Raw genomic sequence first — 19,292 nt, forward strand, 5'->3', positions numbered from 1 at the left:
TCTCTGTTTGTATTATATCCTAAGTTACCATTCAGAAAAAGAGGAGACCCACAGGCCTCCTCTTTCACTATAACTATATTATTACCAAATTAGTTCGTCAGATTCTTGACGACCACGACCAGTCATAGCATCGAGCATAATTCGTTGTTCGATTTGAGCCACCATTTTCTTAGTATTAACCACTGCATCTGGGTTAACAGAAATGGAGTCGATACCGCTCTTCACAAGGAATTCGCAAAGTTCAGGGTATACGCTTGGCGCTTGGCCACAGATAGATACAGTTTTACCATCTTTATGGGCCACCTCAATAAGGTGACGAATTGCTCTGCGAACTGCTAAATTACGTTCATCATAGATATGTTGAACTGTTTCGTTATCGCGGTCACAACCGAGTACAAGCATAGTCAAATCGTTAGAACCGATAGAATAACCATCTACGTATTTATTAAATTGATCAGCTAAGATAATATTGGATGGGATCTCAGCCATGAGCCATACTTTAAAGTCTTTGCTGCGTGCAAGACCTTCTTGAGCCATTAAGTTAGTTACTAATTCAGCTTCTTCCACAGTACGGCAGAATGGAATCATAACTTGTAGATTTTTGAAACCAAATTCGTTACGTACTTTTTTGATTGCTTCTAATTCTAATTTGAAAGCAGGTGTGTACTTAGGATCATAGTAGCGAGATGCGCCACGCCAGCCAAGTAATGCACTGGATTCATGTGGTTCATATTTATCGCCACCTTTAAGGTCACGGTATTCACTAGATTTGAAGTCGCTCAAACGAACTACTACTTGTCGAGGAGCTAATGCTTGGCATACTTTACGCATACCTTCCGCCAATGTATTTACAGCAAAGTCACTGCGCCCTGTTTCGATAAGGTGCAATGGATGTTCATGAATAAAGGTTGTCCAAATGAACTCTTCACGCATGAGACCGATGCCATCACATGGTAGTACACCATATTTTTGGGCCAAATCAGGATCACCTAAGTTCATATAAATCTTAGTGCCTGTTACAGGTACATATTCAGCTGCTGCCCCTGTAGAAACTTGAGCTTCAGGCTTTTTAACGATATCTTCTAATACGCCATCATATACGATACCATTTGTAGCATCAACGGTAATCATTTGACCATCTTTAATAAAGGTAGTCGCTTCATGACTACGGCTCTTAGTACCTACGATACAAGGAATACCAAGCTCACGGCTAACGATAGACGCATGACAAGTCATACCACCAGCGTCAGTAACAATTGCTTTTGCCTTTTTCATGGCTGGCACCCAGTCAGGAGCTGTCATAGCTGTAACAAGAATTTCGCCTTCTTTGAACTCATCGATATCCTCAGGATTGATGATAACGTGAGCTTTACCTGCTGCATTACCAGGGGATGCTGGCAAACCTTTTACAATAATATCGCGATTACCTGCATCTAATGTGCTAGTTTTTTCGGATGTTTCTGATTTTTCTTTGCGGGACCAAACTGTTTCTGGACGAGCTTGCAAGATCCAAATCTTGTCATTGCGTTCATCTACGCCCCATTCCATATCCATGTAGCAACCATAATGTTTTTCAATTGCTTTTGCATATTCTGCAAGTTCCAAAACTTGAGCATCTGTAATAACTTGTTGTTTTGCTTCGTCAGCTGGAACCACTTCTTCAACACAGTCACCATCGGCTTTACGAACAAGGCGGACATGTTTATCATTAATCATACGGTCCGTAATTTCCATCTTTTCTTTATCCACACGGAAATTATCTGGTGTAACCGTACCTTGTACAACATATTCACCAAGACCCCAAGAGCCTTCAATAAGAATATTGTTATCATTGCCTGTTACAAGATCAACAGTAAACATTACGCCAGCTGCTTTAGAAAACACCATCATTTGAACCGCAGCACTCAATGCTACTGTCATATGATCAAAGCCTTGTTTTACACGGTAATATGTGGCACGATCTGTGAATGTAGATGCGTAGCATTCTTTTACTTTTTCGATAATTACGTCCGCACCGCGTACATTTAAATACGTATCTTGTTGACCTGCGAAACTTGCATCTGGCAAATCTTCTGCTGTTGCACTAGAACGAACAGCCACAAATGGATTTTCTTCGTTCACTTTTTTACCAAGTTCTTCATAAGCATGACGGATAGCATCTGCCAAGTCTTTTGGCATTTCTTCCTGACAAATCATGCGGCGAATCTTAGCACACACTTCGCGCAATAATGCAGAATTTTCTACATCATCTAAAGCATCAAGTTCAGCCCGGATTTTATCTTCCAAACCTGTAGCTTTCATAAACTCACGATAACCATGAGCAGTTGTTGCAAAGCCATAAGGTACAGGTACATTAGTGGAGGATGTCAATTCCCCTAATGAAGAAGACTTGCCACCTACTAAATTAACATCTTCACGTTGTAATTCATCAAACCAAAGTACGTATGCTGTTTCGCGATTCATGTGAGAACCTCCTAGATTAATTAGTGCAACACATTAAACCTTTTACACATAAATAGTATACCTTAATTTACAATCTGTCAATTTTTATAGGCATTATTATGTAAATGAACTTCCCTATATATATCTAAAAAATTCTTCAACACTCGTCCTGTTAATCCCCATATGGTGTATTGTTTATAAGGATAGAAATAGACGGAATAGTTTTGTCTAATTTTCCAGTCGATATTATATCCTTCTAATAGATGGAATGGAAAATCTTTTAACGGCTTAGTTCCAATGTCTAGGTGACCTACGGTCGGTTCCATATCTAATAGATATTGTAAGGGAACTGTAAATACCTCGCCTACTTCATCGGAATTTGGTTTTAAATCACTTGTATGTAGGCGCACGACGACCGCATATAGTTTTACACCAATAGCAGATACTAAACAGTCTAAATTTCCTAGTAGTTCAATTTGATCTAAGTCTATACCAAGTTCCTCAAAGCATTCACGCATGGCTGTATGAGCACCACTTTTATCATTAGGTTCACAGTGCCCACCAGGGAAACTGATTTCACCGGGTTGACGTCGCAATGTATTACTACGCACAGTAAACACCACATGATCTTCTCCATCGATTTCTAATAGAGGCACGGCTACTGCCGCCGTGATAACATCAATATCTGTAAGAACAGTATGTTCTCGTTGTTCTAAAAAGTTGCTTAGTTCTTTGTCCATATATAATCCTCTTACAAGTTATAGTAAATTTATATAATATCTATTCAAGTCTTTTATGTATCAAATTTGTATTTTATATTTATTGTTTATATTCATTATACATTAACTTATAAGTCAATTTCTTACTTCACAAACAACAGATTCAGTAGATAGATAATCTTATAGACAAAATAGACAGAAAAAACTGTGATGGGAAATCTAAACCTCATCACAGTTTTATATTAGTTAAATTTAATTTTTACAAATTTACGTTTCCCAACTTGAACAATCATGCCATCTTCTAGCTTAAGGTTTTCTTCCGTATATTTTTCACCGTTTACTTTGAAAGCACCTGCTTTAATGGATCGACGTGCTTCACCATTGGATGCGGTTAAACCAGCATCTGTACAGAATTGTGGTACAAAGATTGGTTCTGTTGGTGCATCCATAGCGTATTCAGGAACATCTGTAGGCATGGCGCGTTGTTGGAACACGCGTTTAAATTCTTCTTCTGCTTCGAGAGCAGCTTCTTCACCATGGTACAAGCGAACAATGGTACGAGCCAATTGCATTTTGGCATCACGTGGATGTAACTCTCCGGATTCTAGACGTTTTGTCATGTCCTCTTGCTCTTCAATAGACATATCTGTAACGAGCATGAAATAACGCATCATCAATTCATCAGGAATGGACATTGCTTTACCATACATTTCTTTAGGTTCTTCATCAATACCGATGTAATTGCCCAAAGATTTACTCATTTTTTGAATGCCGTCAAGTCCTTCAAGCAATGGCATTGTAATAACAACTTGTGGCTCTTGACCTTCTAACTCTTGTAAATGACGCCCCATCAACAGGTTGAATGTTTGGTCTGTGCCACCAAATTCAACGTCTGCATGTAATGCAACAGAATCGTGACCTTGCATCAATGGGTACATGAACTCATGCACGCCAATAGGACGACCTTCTTTAAAGCGTTTGCTGAAATCATCGCGTTCCATCATACGTGCAACTGTATAGGAGCTAGCCAAACGAAGTACGTCAGCAAAGTTCATAGATTCTAACCATTCGCTATTGTCACGAACGATTGTTTTTTCTGGGTCTAATACCTTGAAGATTTGTGTCTTATAAGTTTCAGCATTTTTCAATACTTCTTCTTTTGTTAATGGTGGACGAGTAACACTTTTACCAGTAGGATCACCAATACGAGCAGTGAAGCCACCGATGACGATCACTACTTGATGACCAAATTCTTGGAATAAACGCAGCTTGCGAAGAGGAACAGTATGTCCCAAATGAATATCTGGAGCCGTTGGATCCAAACCTAGTTTTACAACTAGTGGTTTATTTTCCTTAATGGATTTCTCTATTTTTTTTACAAGATCTTGTTCGTTAATTAAATCCGCTACACCATGTTTAATTTGGCGCACTTGTTCTTGAGCACTAATCATGATAATCCTCCTAGAAATACTATTGTTTAAGTATACCATTATCTAAAAACTTTCACAATTATATATAGTATTGGATTTAAACCATTTATGATATAATATTTATAACTGCGTAATAGAATTTACGTTATATTTACTAAAAGAAAAAAGAGGTGACTCTATGAGTAGTAACTCAAATACGAGAGCCAATCGCCGCTCAAATGGTAATGGTTCTACACCGAAGAAAACAAATCCTAAGCGTCTATTTTGGATTTGTACACTTCTCTTTATACTCATCGTAGCCGGTGGTGGCTGTGGTTTCATAAGTGCCACATTATCAAATCTACCGGATGTATCCAATGTACGTCCTTCTGCATCGTCTCAGATTTATGACGTGCACGGCAATCTCATTACTACGGTTCACTCCACAGAAAATAGATTACCAGTACCTCTAAAGGATGTACCAAAAGATTTACAGAATGCCTTTGTAGCTACCGAAGATTCTCGGTTCTATACGCATCATGGTATTGACCCAATTGGTATTTTACGTGCCGTATGGGTAAACATTGTCCATAGCGGCGTATCTGAAGGTGGTTCCACAATTACTCAACAGTTAGCTCGTAATGCATTCTTATCTCAAGATAGAACATTAAAACGTAAAATTTCCGAAGCTTTATTAGCCCTTAAAATTGAACAACATTACACCAAGGATGAAATCCTTGAAATGTATATGAACCAAATCTACTTTGGTCAAGGTGCTTACGGTGTACAATCTGCATCTCATGTATATTTTGGTAAGGATGCTAGTGAGTTAACACTTGCACAAGCGGCACTTATTGCTGGTTTACCACAAAGCCCTAACTATTACTCCCCATTTAATGATTTGGAGGCTAGTAAAAAACGTCAAGCCGTCGTATTGGGCCAAATGGTAAAATATGGTTATATTACACAAGAGCAAGCTGACGAAGCTCGCCAAGCAGATTTAGGTTTGATAGCTAAACAAGAACAAGCTCATGAGAAATCTAATGCATCTTACTTCATTAACTATGTTATTTCTCAAATTTCTGAAAAGTACGGCGATGATGCCATCTATAAAGATGGATTAAAAATCTATACTACTCTCGATATGGATGCACAAAATGCTGCAGTTGCAGCAATGCAAAACTTGCCTAATTACTACACTGATAAAAATGGATTATCTCAACCACAAGGTGCTATAGTAGCTATGAACCCTCACAATGGTTACATTGTAGCCATGGTCGGTGGACGCGGTGATGACGCTTTCAACCGCGCTACACAAGCAGAACGTCAACCTGGTTCCACTATGAAACCTTTCGTTTACTTAGCGGCTATTCAATCAGGTAAAACTCCTGGTTCTATAGTTGATGATAGTCCTGTTACTTTCGGTAATTGGAGTCCTAAAAACTATGAAAACGACTACGAAGGTAATATTACATACCGCTACGCATTACAACATTCTCGCAACGTAGCAGCTGTAAAAGTTGCCGATGAAGTAGGTATGACTAAAGTTATTAATCTTGCTAAAGAAATGGGTATCTCTACTCTAACTGATCAAGATTACAACTTATCGACAGCACTTGGCGGTTTAACTCATGGTGTTACACCTCTTGATATGGTACAGGCTTACGGTGTACTTGCTAATGGCGGTATCAAGGTTCAACCTACAGCTATCCTTAAAATTGTAGATCGCAACGGCCAAGTTGTAGAAGAAAACTCTATCCAAGAAAAACGTGTTATTGATGAAAAAGATGCGGCCATCATGACTAATATGCTAGAATCTGTTATAAATGGCGGTACTGGCGGTAATGCAGCCATCGGTCGTCCTGCAGCAGGTAAAACAGGTACTACTGATGATTCCAAAGATGCTTGGTTCATAGGTTACACTCCAGATTTAGTAGCTGCCGTTTGGATTGGTGATGACTACGGCACCGAAACATTACACGGTATTACAGGTGGTAGCACACCTGCTGTTATGTGGGGGCAATTCATGTCCAATGCTCTTGCCAATACTCCAGCCTCTGACTTCCCTGTCCCAGCTAGCGCACAATCAGCAATCTCTGAAGGTTACGTCAATCCTGCAAAGGCACAACCTAAAAAAGAAGATAAAAAGGACGAAAAAGCAGATAAGAAAGACGATACAGGCAAAACAACAGATGAAAAGATAAAAAGTAATGACAAGCCTCAAAAAGAAGAGGTTACAGAACAAAAATCAAATTCATCGAAAAATAAAAAGTCCAAAAAGGAACGCTAATTCAACAGTAGTTTCTAAAAGGGCGGAACTCAGTGTTCCGCCCTTTCTTTTATACATATTTACTATCCAAATATTATCTATACAAAAAGGTAGCAAGCCCTAGGAGCTTACTACCTTTTTATTTCCATATACAATATTTTGAAAATTATATTTTTATTTAAGAACTACATTCGTAGCCCCTGCACCACCTTCATCATAACCGGCTGTTTCAAAGTGCGCTACATGAGGCAAGGTACGTAAATATTGGTGAACGCCTTCACGTAATACACCTGTACCCTTACCATGAATAATACGCACTTGATTAACACCACCAAGCAAAGCTTGGTCAATAAATCTACCTACAGAAACGGTCGCTTCATCTACTGTTTGGCCAAGAATGTTGATTTCAGTACGAACCTCTTTTTGACGTTGTACGGCGGAGCCACCCATACGTTTTCTTGTTTTAGGCATGGCTTCTTTTTGTTCACGTGCTAGTTTATTGCCTTCTTCACGTGTAGTTGATTGTAATTCACTAACCTTAACGGTAGCTGTTAGTCCATTAATATCAACATTTACACGGTTACCATTGATAGATAACACAGTACCCAACGAACGCAAGGACGTAACATAAACAGCTTGGCCAACCTTAATAGCATCTGCGGTTAACGACTTACGATCATCATCCACTGGAGCTTCTGGTACATGAACACTAGAAATCCTCTTACGTGCTGCATTAATAGCCGATTGACGCTTATCCTTATTTGTTTCAGAGAATTGCGCTTTCAATTGCTTGATAATCGCTTCCCCTTCAACGCGTAAACTACGTTTCATGGATTCTGCATCGGCCTGAGCTTTGGCTAAGATTTGTTTACGTTTTTCATTAAACTGTTTCTTTTCCTTCTCTAGTTGGCCACGCATACGACGTGTTTCATCAAGTTCTTTCTTTAACGCTCTTTCACGTTCAGAGGCTTTACGGAGTTGTTCGTTTAAGTCGGAAAGAACTTCTTCCATTTCATGACTACCAAATTGAGATTTATACTCTGTTGCGCGTTCTACAATGTCTTTTGGTAAGCCTAAACGTGCAGCTATGCTTAAAGCATGGCTACTGCCGGCTACGCCGATATGGAGTCGATATGTAGGTTTTAAGGTACGCTCATCAAACTCTACGTGGCCATTTTCAATACCTTCTGTATGGTATGCATAATTTTTAAGCTCATTATAATGGGTACTCACCATCATAAGGGCACCTTTTTTACGGAAGAATTCAAGAATAGATACAGCTAAGGCACTACCTTCTTCTGGATCAGTACCAGACCCAAGTTCATCCAGTAAAACTAAGTCGTTAGGACCACAATGTTTGATGATGGAAATAACTTGTGTCATATGAGCAGAGAACGTACTAAGGCTGGCCTCAATACTTTGCTCGTCTCCAATGTCGGCAAAGATATTATGGAATACTGGTAACATAGATCCGTGATCGGCAGGGATAAATAGACCACATTGATTCATCAAGCTCAACAGGCCTAATGTTTTAAGGGATACTGTTTTACCACCTGTGTTAGAGCCTGTGATTAATAGGATACGATATGATGTACCTAATTGAATATTCGTAGGCACTACCATATTTGTTGGAATTAATGGATGACGAGCTCTCATGAGACTAACAGTTCTGTCAGTACTCAAGATAGCTGGTACACCTTTATAAGAAATAGCAAGACTTGCCTTACCATATACAAATTCGATATGGGATACCTTTTCACAAGCATCCATCAAATCATTGCTATGTTGTTTGACAAGAGCCGATAACTCGCGGTAAATACGCAAGACCTCTTGCTCTTCACCAATCAAAGCCTCTTGTAATTCATTATTTAGATTCACCAAACGCATCGGTTCAATGTAAAGTGTTTGACCCGTTGCAGAACGGTCGTGAATAAGGCCATCAAAGTATTGGCGATACTCTTGTTTTACAGGAATTACGTAACGATTATTACGCTGCGTAATGATGGTTTCTTGGAAATACTTTTGATTATCTTTATCATGCAGGATAGCTTGAATATCATTTTTAATCTTTTCACGAGTCTTGATAATCGTATTTCTAAGGCTCGCCAATTTAGGAGACGCTGTATCAAGCAATTCCCCCTTTTCATCAAAGACGCGTTTAAAACGGTTTTCAATGCGATCTGTATTCGGCATATCCTGTACCCATAGGGATAGCAATGGATAATCCATATATTTCGTTCTAAAGAACTTTGTCATGCGCTTATAAGCACCAATGGTCAAATAAATGTCCCACAAGGCTTCACGTGTAAGAACAAAGTCTTTGCGACTCTTCTTGCAAGATTCACGAATATCGCGTGTACCGCCTAACGGCTGTTCTACCTCTGTTTGCAAAGAACGCATGGCTTCTGCCGTCTCATTAAGGTTTTCTTGAATGGTCTTGGCATCTGTCATCGGTTCAATGTGCATCGCTAATTCTTTAGCGATGGTAGAACTACAATGTTGTTGTAATTGTTCTTTTATATGGTGAAAGTCTAATACATCTTCGTTAAACAATGTACTACCTCTTTTATAAAATACCTCTAAAATAGTGGCCCCTTGTAATAGGCGTATCATCCTTGCCTACGCTCTTAGGAGGAGCCTCTTTTGTTCCATTTTGAATAGATACATAATCTACTACAATGTTACGCAATCGATGTGGATCCATATGACGCCCATCGATGCGCAAGATATGTAGACCTTTACGATGTAACTCGGGCACGTAAGCACGCATATCCATTTCATGACTATTCATGATATGCATGCGGCAATAAGGATCGGTACGCAATGGGAACACTTCCCCTTTACGGTCCTTCAATGCATAGTCCTCTGTTACACATGGCATAGGACAGTTTTCCTTTTTGCCAGTGCCCACAAAACTAGCGATGGCACAATACTCAGAAATCATCATTTCTGTATAACCGTGTACCATTACCTCTAATGGCAAATGAGCAGATTTTTGTAAGTTTACTAATTGTGCCAAGGTCAACTCTAAGGATGGAGCTATACTACTCATATTAAAAGCTTGCCATACTTGTAGTGCAGAGCCATTGAATATGTTAAGACCTGTATCAGCTTCAATAGCACCTGAATACCCTAACTCACGAAGCCATAATAGAGCTTGTGGCATATGAATAGAAATGCTATCTGGTTTAGACTCAACTATGGCCTTAAGCGTATTCATGTACGCGTCTACCTCATCATCTTTAACGACGCGAGGCGTAGCAAATACACAAAGCACATTATGCTCTTTACAAAGTTTGGCTACCTGCTCGTAGATGCTAATTTTATAAGGCTTACGTTGCAAACGGTCACCACCGAAGATAATCTTCTTAGCGCCCCCTTCGATCGCTGCTTTTACACCATCAAGTTCATCAACGCGAGCACTCACCATAGGCTCTGTGTATTGAACCTTACTTTTAGCTACTAACGATGACATATTTCGGGGTTCTACAGCACGTTCTGCCCAAGCTGTTTCATGGTCTTTAATCAACAAGTTTTCTAGCGCCTCCACAGCATCGCGACGCAATGCATTTAAAACACTAGCAGGCCACATATACGGTCCATCAGGAATAGCCATAGAGCCTAGTGTGAAGAATGTATTCCCTAATCTACCTACTTGATCTCTAACCTTCTCTAATGTAGTCGGTTTATTGTTAGCATAAACAGGTTCAAACTCGTTAGATACTGTCACAGTACGACCATCATTCAATACAAAGGTTAGTTCTGTACAAGGTATTTCTCGTTCATTATTAATAGATAGATAACCATGTACCTCTAATTTAGCAGTAAAATCTTGTAGTCCCCGTTGCTTTTGAGCTTTAGGGCCTGATGTAAGGAATACTTGCCCCGCAGCAAAGCCTTCATCCGGTTTACCTACAATATGCTTTTCATCCACTAGAGACCAGTTCTGATCGATTTGATAGTACGTAATACTACCAGAACGTTGCATGACCTTTAAGAGTGATCCTTTTTCAATTGGTTCTGTTAGGAATAAATGAACTTGACCCTTTTTGACCTCTGCTTTGCCAATCAATTTCCCTTGATTATTTGGGGCCACCACGGTCATCATTGATTTTCCTACATGGTCTGTTAAATAATCCGTAGAAAATCCACGATTAAATCCAGAAGCTAATGCATCGGCATCAGTAGAATCTATATGAGCCGTATCTAAAATATGACGATAGGTTCCAATAACTTGACGCACGTAGGAAACCTTTTTCATACGCCCTTCTACCTTAAAGGACGTAACACCGGCCGCCACAAGTTCATTCATATATTCACTATAGTTAAGATCCTTTGGACTTAATAGATAGGCTTCGTGTTTTGGCAACAAGCTAGTACCTAAAGAATCCAATAGCTCATAAGGCAACCGACAAGGCTGTGCACAAGCACCACGGTTACCACTGCGACCACCGATGAAAGAACTCATTAAGCATTGACCAGAATAACATACACACAACGCACCGTGTACAAAGACTTCGATTTCAGCTGTACAGTTCTTGCAAATATGTTCAATTTCAGCGAGGCTCAATTCACGAGCTAAAACGACACGTGTAAAACCGAGACTTTCATAAAAACGAACCGCATCGAGCGTAGCTGCAGTCATTTGTGTACTGCCATGTAAGTGTAATTTAGGAGCCACTCGCTGCGCCAATTTAGCCACTGCTAAATCTTGAACGATGATAGCATCCACGCCGATGCGCTCTAAGTCCTTTAAATATGCCTCAAGAGCAGATAATTCGGAGTCACCTATGAGGATATTTACCGTTACATATACAGACACATCTAGAATATGGGCCAAGCGAATAGCCTCGGTTAATTCCTCAATTCCAAAGTTTGCTGCATGAGCTCGGGCATTAAAACCTTTGCCACCAAGATAAATGGCATCTGCTCCAGATTCTAAAGCGGCTATAAAGTTTTCCATCGTACCGGCAGGAGCCAATAATTCCATGGACAGTCCTTTCTACCTAACTAAAGGCATAACTATAGTACTAAAAGGGTTTACCATATGGTAAACCCTTTCAATATACTGCTTAAAATTAACGTAATTTGCAGTTAATTTCTGCTAATGCATCAATAATAGCTTGAATATTACCGTCAATATCCTCATCATTCAACGTACCTTCCATAGAGCGGAATTGTAAGTTGTATGCGAGACTGCGGTAACCTGCTTCGATATGTTCACCTTCATAAACATCAAAGATAGACGCACTTTCTAAATATTCTCCACCATGTTCTTTAATGATGGATAAAATTTCACCACTAGATACGGACACAGGTGCAACGATGGCAAGGTCACGGCTAGTGCCTGGGAATTTACTGAAGGATGTATAACGGAACGGTGGAATCGTTAAGGATAATACGGCTTCTAAATCGATTTCAAACATATATACTTTGCCAGGTAAATCAAAGTTTTTGCTCACTTGTGGATGTAATTCACCATATTGAGCAATCATTTTACCATCGACTACGTATTGTGCGCTTACACCTGGGTGGAAGTATGGCTCAGTGCCACGATTAATTTCATAGCTTGTAATGCCTAGCTCAGCTAACAACGCATCTACAATACCTTTTACATCATAGAAATCTGTAGTGCGTTCTGCTTGATTCCAACCAGCTTGGTTTGCCTTGCCCATCAATATACCACAAGCCATAGGGCGTTCATGAGGTACTTCTGTTAAAGGTAAATCTTTTGGTTCATACACATTAGCTGTTTCAAATAACCAAAGATCCTTATTTTGTTGTGCAATATTGCGTTTTGCTGCTTCGATAACAGCCGGCACCAATGTTGTACGCATATAAGGGAATTCTTCAGAAATAGGGTTTAAGATTGGAATGGCTATATAACGACTATCCCCTTCAGAAAGCATCATATTAGTAAGGCCATCTTTATGCATGAAGCTAAAGGTAATGATTTGAGTCATACCCAATTTAGCTAATGCATGAGTTACCTCTTTAGTAAGCGCTTTTTTAGGTGTCATACCACCAGAGGACAATACGGCTACCGGAATTGTAGGCGCAATATTATCGTAGTTGTAAATACGAGCTATTTCTTCAGCGATATCAGGCATCACGGTTACATCACCGCGCCATGTTGGAACAAGGGCAGACAACTTGTCGCCCTCTTCGGTTACAACGAACTCAAGGGCTGTCAAAATACGAACCATTTCGTCTTTTTCAATGTTTGTACCCAAGTAATCATTGATTTGTGCTGCTGTGAAAGTAACTGTATGTTGTTCTACAGGATTTTTATATACATCGATAACGCCTACATCAACTTTACAAGTAGGGCAAATTTGTTGCAATAATTGCGCCGCTCTGTCGATAGCATAGGCGGTGTATTTATGATTTACACCACGTTCAAAACGGCCAGATGCTTCAGAGCGCATGCCAAGAGCTTTAGCAGTGCGTCGAATAGATGGACCATTAAATACAGCAGCTTCAAACATAACTGTGGTCGTTTCGTTTGTCACTTCACTATCAAAGCCACCCATGATACCTGCTACACCTACTGGACGTTCAGCATCAGCAATGATAAGCATGGAGTCATTCAATTCGCGTTCAGAACCATCAAGTGTAACAAGCACTTCACCATTTTTAGCACGTCTCGCCACTAATTTATGACCTTTTACATGATCATAATCATAGGCATGCATAGGTTGACCAAGTTCTAACATAACATAATTTGTTACGTCTACTACATTATTAATAGGACGAATGCCGCTATTACGTAAACGGTTTTGCATCCACAATGGGGATGGCTCAACCTTAACATCAGTTACTACACGAGCTGTAAAACGCGTACAAAGGTCATCAGCTTCGATAGATACAGATGCTTTGCCTTCAATGGATTCGCCATTCTCGTTAACCATAATAACAGGGAATAAAGCTTTTTGATTTGTCATGACTCCAAATTCACGGGACAAACCAACCATTGAGAAGCAATCAGCTCTGTTAGCGGTGAGTTCAAATTCATATACTGTATCATTTAAGCCTAAAACATCTTTTACATCAAGACCAATTGGTGTTCCTTCAGGGAAAATGTAAATTCCTTGAGCTTCTTCTGGCAATACTAAGTCGCTAGAGATACCAAATTCTGCAACGGAACAGAACATGCCTTCAGAAACAACGCCACGCAATTTACCTTTTTTAATTTCTGTACCATCTGCTAAGCGAGATTTATGATACGCTACAGGCACGATTTGACCTACTGCAACATTAGTAGCAGCCGTTACGATTTGTTTTGTAACAGGTTCGCCTTCTTCTGTAAGGCATTCAACTTGGCATACTTGTAATTTATCTGCATCTGGATGTTTTGTAATCTCCACGATTTTACCAGTATAAATTTTCTTAATGCCATTATCCATAGCAATGACATCTTCTACAGGAATACCAGCTTGTGTTAATTCATCGGCCAATTCTTGAGCAGGACGATTCATATCCACAGGCACGTATTCGTTCATCCACTGTAAACTTGCTTTCATGAGTTCCTCCTAAAATTGTTCCAAGAATCGTACATCATCTTCAAAGAATAGACGTAAATCGTTAATGCCATATAAAAGCATAGCAATACGTTCTACGCCCATGCCAAAGGCGAAGCCTTTAACCTTTTCAGGATCGTACCCATTAATACGTAATACATCGGGATGAACCATACCGCAGCCCAAAATTTCAAGCCAGCCTGTATGAGAACATACACGGCAACCTTCACCACCACACATTACACAAGAAATATCTACCTCTGCAGATGGCTCTGTGAATGGGAAGAAGCTTGTACGGAAACGTACCTTTGTGTCATCACCATACATGTGACGTAAGAAGGACTCTAATGTGCCTTTTAAGTCAGCAAATGTAATATGCTCATCGATGATGAGACCTTCCACTTGATGGAATACAGGGGAATGAGTCGCATCATAGTCCCAACGGTAAACCTTACCAGGCGCAATCATACGGATTGGGCTATTAGGTTCATGACGTTGCATTGTACGAGCTTGTACTGGAGATGTATGCGTGCGTAATAAGAAGTTTTCTGTAATATAGAAGGAATCTTGCATATCACGTGCAGGATGATCTTTAGGCAAGTTTAAGCATTCAAAGTTGTAGTAATCTTGCTCTACTTCTGGACCTTCTTCAACGGTATACCCCATTTTCATGAAGAAGTCCTCAATCATTTCATTAACCTTTGTTAATGGATGGATATGACCAGCTTTTTGTGCACGGCCAGGTAATGTAATATCGATGCGCTCTTTTTCTAAACGAGCATTTAACTCTGCAGTTTCCATACGAGCTTTAACCGTATCAATTTCAGCCTCTAACGCTTCACGAACAGCATTAACAAGGGCCCCCGCTTTAGGACGTTCTTCTGGAGATAATTTACCAAGACCTTTTAATAAAGCCGTTACCTCGCCTTTTTTACCTAAATATTTAACACGTATATCTTGCAACGCTTGTTGATCAGCAGCGCCTTTGATGGCATCAAGGGCTTCTGCCTTAATACGTTGTAATTCTTGTTCCATTCAAGCATCCTCCTATTTGTAAAAGTCTAACTTATATTATACCAAATCAGGGTTATCTTCTTCAATAAAACGCCATGGTAAATCAGGTAATGGCTTCTCTTCTAGTACAAAAAATGTACCCCGTGCCAAGTGAACAAGTTCACCTAATTCATTATAAATACGAGCGGTAGCAACCATAGTAGTTTTACCATTGTGCTCTACATTGGCTACACCACGCAATACAGCACCGCCCTTAACAGCTTTCACATAGTTACCATTAAGATCAATGGTGCTAACAGATTTTCCCAATGTAAAACAAGCAGTCCCCATCACACTATCTGCTAAGCCAATACATACGGCACCATGCAAATCCCCTCTAAAATTGCAGTAATCTGTTTCATTTGTTTGCAATGTCATTTCCGCATGACCTGGTTCCACTGCTGTAATCGCAGAATCTTTTACCCAAGAAAATGGGTTTTGATCTCGTAATTCGTTGAAATATTCTAACAATGTTGTAGCCATAAGGTTCTCCATTCTATATACATACTCATAGATTAACTAATCTGAATACTAAGTCTATTACATTACCTGTATGAAAATCTTTATAGTTAAATGTAAAAATTCAATACAAACATATAAAAATGGTGCGTTACATCATACATATTGTATCATGCAACGCACCATATGCGAATAACTCTATCTAATTATATGGTATGTTCTTAAGAAAACACATTTATAAATTCAAAACTATTCATAATGCAATGCATCGATTGGATTGAGCTTAGCCGCTTTACGGGCTGGGTATATACCAAAAATCAAACCAATAGCCATAGAAAAGGCAAAGGACATTATGATTGTTGGAACAGATACAATTGTACTCATTCCAGATACCATTCCGATTACTTTTGAGGCTCCTATACCGAAAGCAATACCAATAAAGCCCCCATCAAACTGATTACAACAGCTTCTATTAAGAATTGTGTAACAATTACGCTATACGTAGCCCCCAAAGCTTTACGCACGCCAATTTCTCGAGTCCGTTCCGTTACAGATACAAGCATGATGTTCATAATACCAATACCACCTACAACGAGTGAAATCGCAGCTACAGCCCCTAGGAATAACGTAAATGTTCCCGTCGTCTGAGCCACTGTTTCCATAATAGATTTCATATTTTGAATATTAAAATCATCCAAATTTGTATCTTTTATATTATGACGAACACGCAACAAATTCTCTATATCTGCCTGCAAACGATCAATGCCCCCATCATCCTTAGCCACAACATACACCCTGCGAAGATAGTCAATGCCCTCTACGCGCTCCATTGATGTTGTATATGGAATTAACACCGTATCGTCTTGGTCATTACCCATGGTTCCGTTCCCTTTACTTTTGAGAACACCAATGACACGGAATGGAATATTTTTAACACGGATTTCCTTGCCTACAGGATCTTCATCAGCAAACAAATTTTTTACTACCGTTTGTCCCACAACCGCTACACGTTCTCGGTTCTGAACATTTTTATCGGAGAAAAATCGACCAGATGTCATAGTCCAATTATTTACGTCCTGAAAGTTAGAATTAACCCCCGCAACAGATGTAGTCCAGTTTTTATTTTGATAAATCACCACATAAGAGCCATTTGTCATAGGACTGGCGGCTTTTACACCTTCTAACTTAGCAATAGCTTCATAGTCAGATATTTTCAACGATTTCATGGACCCCTGCGAAGATCTAGCACCTGGCGTCCGCGGTGCCCCTGGCAGAACTACCAACAAGTTAGAGCCTAAGCTAGAAATAGAATCCTCAATATCTTGCTTCACCCCATTACCGATAGATACCAAGGCAATAACAGCTGCTACACCGATAATGATACCTAACATGGTCAAAAGGGAGCGCAATTTATTAGCAATCAAGGAAGCCCATGCCATTAGAAAACTTTCTTTATACATTAGGCACCTCCTTTATAGGAGTCATATTAGAATTGATCGAATCCTCTACGATTATCCCATCTTTCAAGACTACATTACGACTCGCGTACGTAGCAATATCCGGTTCATGTGTAACTAGAAGAATCGTACGGCCTTCATCATGAAGGCCTCGAAAGATGTTCATAACGTCAATGGTTGACTTGGAGTCAAGATTCCCTGTCGGTTCATCAGCCATGATAATAGCAGGATTATTTGCCAATGCACGAGCAATCGCCACGCGTTGACGTTGCCCACCAGACAACTCGGATGGCAAATGGTCCATACGCTCGCCCAAGCCGACAGACTGTAATAATTGAGTGGCCCGTTCAATGCGCATCTTTTTATTTACACCGGCATAAATCATAGGAAGCGCTACATTTTCTAGGGCTGTCAATTTTGTCAACAAATTAAAGCTTTGAAATACAAAACCGATCTGTTTGTTACGTACATACGCAAGTTCATCATCAGATAAGGTAGCAACCTCGTCTCCATTGAGTCGATAAGAACCAGTTGTAGGTCGGTCCAAACATCCGAGAATATTCATAAAGGTTGATTTACCAGATCCAGATGGCCCCATAATGGATACAAATTCACCCTTATTGACAACTAAATCAATGCCATGCAGAACAGGTACTGATAATTTGCCATTCACATAGGTTTTTGTAATCCCTTGTATGTCAATTACTGTTTGGTTCATAAGCACCTACCCTTAGAATGGTCCAGCTACATTATTCTTTGGTGCATTCACATCACCGCTTACGATAATTTCATCACCTTCAGATAAACCTTTTAAGATTTGAACATTAGTATCCCCAGTTACACCCGTAGAAACAGCGGTACGTACTGGTTGACCATCTTTTATTACATATACATACTCACCTTGTTTATCCGTACGTACAGCAGTAAGAGGAACTACCAATGTATTTTTAATATCTTCACCAAAGATTGTGGCACGAGCTGTCATAGATGGTAAGAAATTACCTGAAATATTTTCAGGAATTTGAACTTTAACCGTATAGTACACTACACTTGTACTTGTAGTGCCCATATTACCCTTTGTACCTTTTGCAATTTCAGAAACGTAACCTGTGAAAGTTTCACCTGGCTTAGAATCTACAGTAAACTCTACCTTAGCACCTTGTTTAATATTGCCAATATCGGTTTCGTCTACAGTAAGATAAATCTCTAAATTTTTTAAATCTGCAATGGTAGCAATGATCATTTGTGTGGAAATTCCAGTACTAATAGTTTGACCGGCTTTTAGCGGTGTACCAACAACAGTACCAGACATTGGAGCTGTAATAGTAGCATCACTTAAATCTGCGGCCGCACGTTCATAAGTAGATTTAGCACGTTCATAAGTTGTTACAGAATCATCATATGTTTGTTGTGCAATAGCATCTTGAGCCGCCAAGGATTTATAACGATTCATATCAAGTTCTGCTTTGGCTAACGCTGCACGAGCATCATCAACAGATGCTTGTAATTGACGTGTATCAATATAAGCAATAACTTGACCGGCCGTAACTTGATCATTCTCTTTAACTAAAACTTTTTCAAGTTTACCAGCAACATTTGTAGAAACATCTACATAATTTACAGGGTTAATAGTACCTGTGGCACTGATACTAGTTTTTACATCACCCTTTTCAACCTTGCCAGTAGTGTATAACGTTTGTGCTTGATTTGCATTTAGACTATCCATGTAGTAATATGTGCCGCCACCAAGAACACAAAGAACAACAGCACCTGTTACTATACGTTTACGATGCTTTTGTAAGAACTCTTTCATTATGATCTCCTTTTTTTAAGATGAAGATATATTAAAAAGACATTTATTCTATATCAACACATATAGTATTTTTAAATTATACAGCACCAATTGCTTTTACGCAATATAATTTCATTAATGAATAAATTATGATATATAAAAAATGGCCCTT

At 39.5% G+C, this 19,292-nt stretch carries 11 protein-coding genes and 1 pseudogene; 1 reads left to right on the plus strand and 11 read right to left on the minus strand.

What is annotated here, in order from left to right; genetic code table 11:
• Positions 1-81: 81 nt before the first annotated feature.
• The 3 genes from ppsA to tyrS all read right to left on the minus strand — a co-directional run bounded on the left by ppsA (position 82) and on the right by tyrS (position 4,612).
• Positions 82-2,463 (minus strand): phosphoenolpyruvate synthase, encoded by a 2,382-nt coding sequence (gene ppsA / locus B1A77_RS08480; protein WP_077708492.1) that lies wholly within the window; start codon positions 2,461-2,463, stop codon positions 82-84.
• A gap of 77 nt (positions 2,464-2,540) precedes the next feature.
• On the minus strand, positions 2,541-3,182 hold the full coding sequence (locus B1A77_RS08485; protein WP_077708493.1) for an NUDIX hydrolase: 642 nt from the start codon (positions 3,180-3,182) through the stop codon (positions 2,541-2,543).
• A gap of 221 nt (positions 3,183-3,403) precedes the next feature.
• Complete coding sequence (tyrS, locus tag B1A77_RS08490) at positions 3,404-4,612, minus strand: tyrosine--tRNA ligase (RefSeq protein WP_077708494.1); 1,209 nt, start codon at positions 4,610-4,612, stop codon at positions 3,404-3,406.
• A 157-nt stretch (positions 4,613-4,769) separates the two neighbouring features.
• Between tyrS and B1A77_RS08495 the strand changes: the two genes are divergently transcribed.
• Positions 4,770-6,860 carry a transglycosylase domain-containing protein gene (locus B1A77_RS08495; RefSeq protein ID WP_077708495.1) on the plus strand — a complete coding sequence of 697 codons (2,091 nt, stop codon included), beginning with the start codon at positions 4,770-4,772 and terminating at the stop codon, positions 6,858-6,860.
• A 153-nt stretch (positions 6,861-7,013) separates the two neighbouring features.
• On the opposite strand, the gene B1A77_RS08500 is transcribed toward B1A77_RS08495, so the two are convergent.
• The 8 genes and pseudogenes from B1A77_RS08500 to B1A77_RS08535 all read right to left on the minus strand — a co-directional run bounded on the left by B1A77_RS08500 (position 7,014) and on the right by B1A77_RS08535 (position 19,141).
• Positions 7,014-9,392 (minus strand): endonuclease MutS2, encoded by a 2,379-nt coding sequence (locus B1A77_RS08500; RefSeq protein ID WP_077708655.1) that lies wholly within the window; start codon positions 9,390-9,392, stop codon positions 7,014-7,016.
• Between the two features lie 13 nt (positions 9,393-9,405).
• Positions 9,406-11,829: a U32 family peptidase gene (locus tag B1A77_RS08505; RefSeq protein WP_077708496.1), complete on the minus strand. Its 2,424-nt coding sequence runs from the start codon at positions 11,827-11,829 to the stop codon at positions 9,406-9,408.
• 88 nt (positions 11,830-11,917) lie between these two features.
• Positions 11,918-14,362, minus strand: coding sequence for a phenylalanine--tRNA ligase subunit beta (gene pheT, locus B1A77_RS08510; protein ID WP_077708497.1), 2,445 nt, complete (start codon positions 14,360-14,362; stop codon positions 11,918-11,920).
• Between the two features lie 9 nt (positions 14,363-14,371).
• Positions 14,372-15,394: a phenylalanine--tRNA ligase subunit alpha gene (gene pheS, locus B1A77_RS08515; RefSeq protein ID WP_012864477.1), complete on the minus strand. Its 1,023-nt coding sequence runs from the start codon at positions 15,392-15,394 to the stop codon at positions 14,372-14,374.
• A gap of 36 nt (positions 15,395-15,430) precedes the next feature.
• Positions 15,431-15,895, minus strand: coding sequence for a PaaI family thioesterase (locus B1A77_RS08520; RefSeq protein ID WP_077708498.1), 465 nt, complete (start codon positions 15,893-15,895; stop codon positions 15,431-15,433).
• Positions 15,896-16,120: 225 nt separating this feature from the next.
• Positions 16,121-17,331: pseudogene (locus B1A77_RS08525) on the minus strand (ABC transporter permease).
• Positions 17,324-18,046, minus strand: a complete 723-nt coding sequence (locus B1A77_RS08530) for an ABC transporter ATP-binding protein (protein ID WP_004696122.1) — start codon at positions 18,044-18,046, stop codon at positions 17,324-17,326. The pseudogene B1A77_RS08525 and the gene B1A77_RS08530 overlap by 8 nt, the downstream one beginning before the upstream one ends.
• A 12-nt stretch (positions 18,047-18,058) precedes the next feature.
• Entirely contained in the window at positions 18,059-19,141 is a 1,083-nt protein-coding gene (locus B1A77_RS08535; protein WP_021148251.1) for an efflux RND transporter periplasmic adaptor subunit, read from the minus strand.
• Positions 19,142-19,292: the final 151 nt, after the last annotated feature.

Origin of the sequence: Veillonella parvula, assembly GCF_002005185.1 — a bacterium.
Classification (GTDB): Bacteria; Bacillota; Negativicutes; order Veillonellales; family Veillonellaceae; genus Veillonella; species Veillonella parvula_M.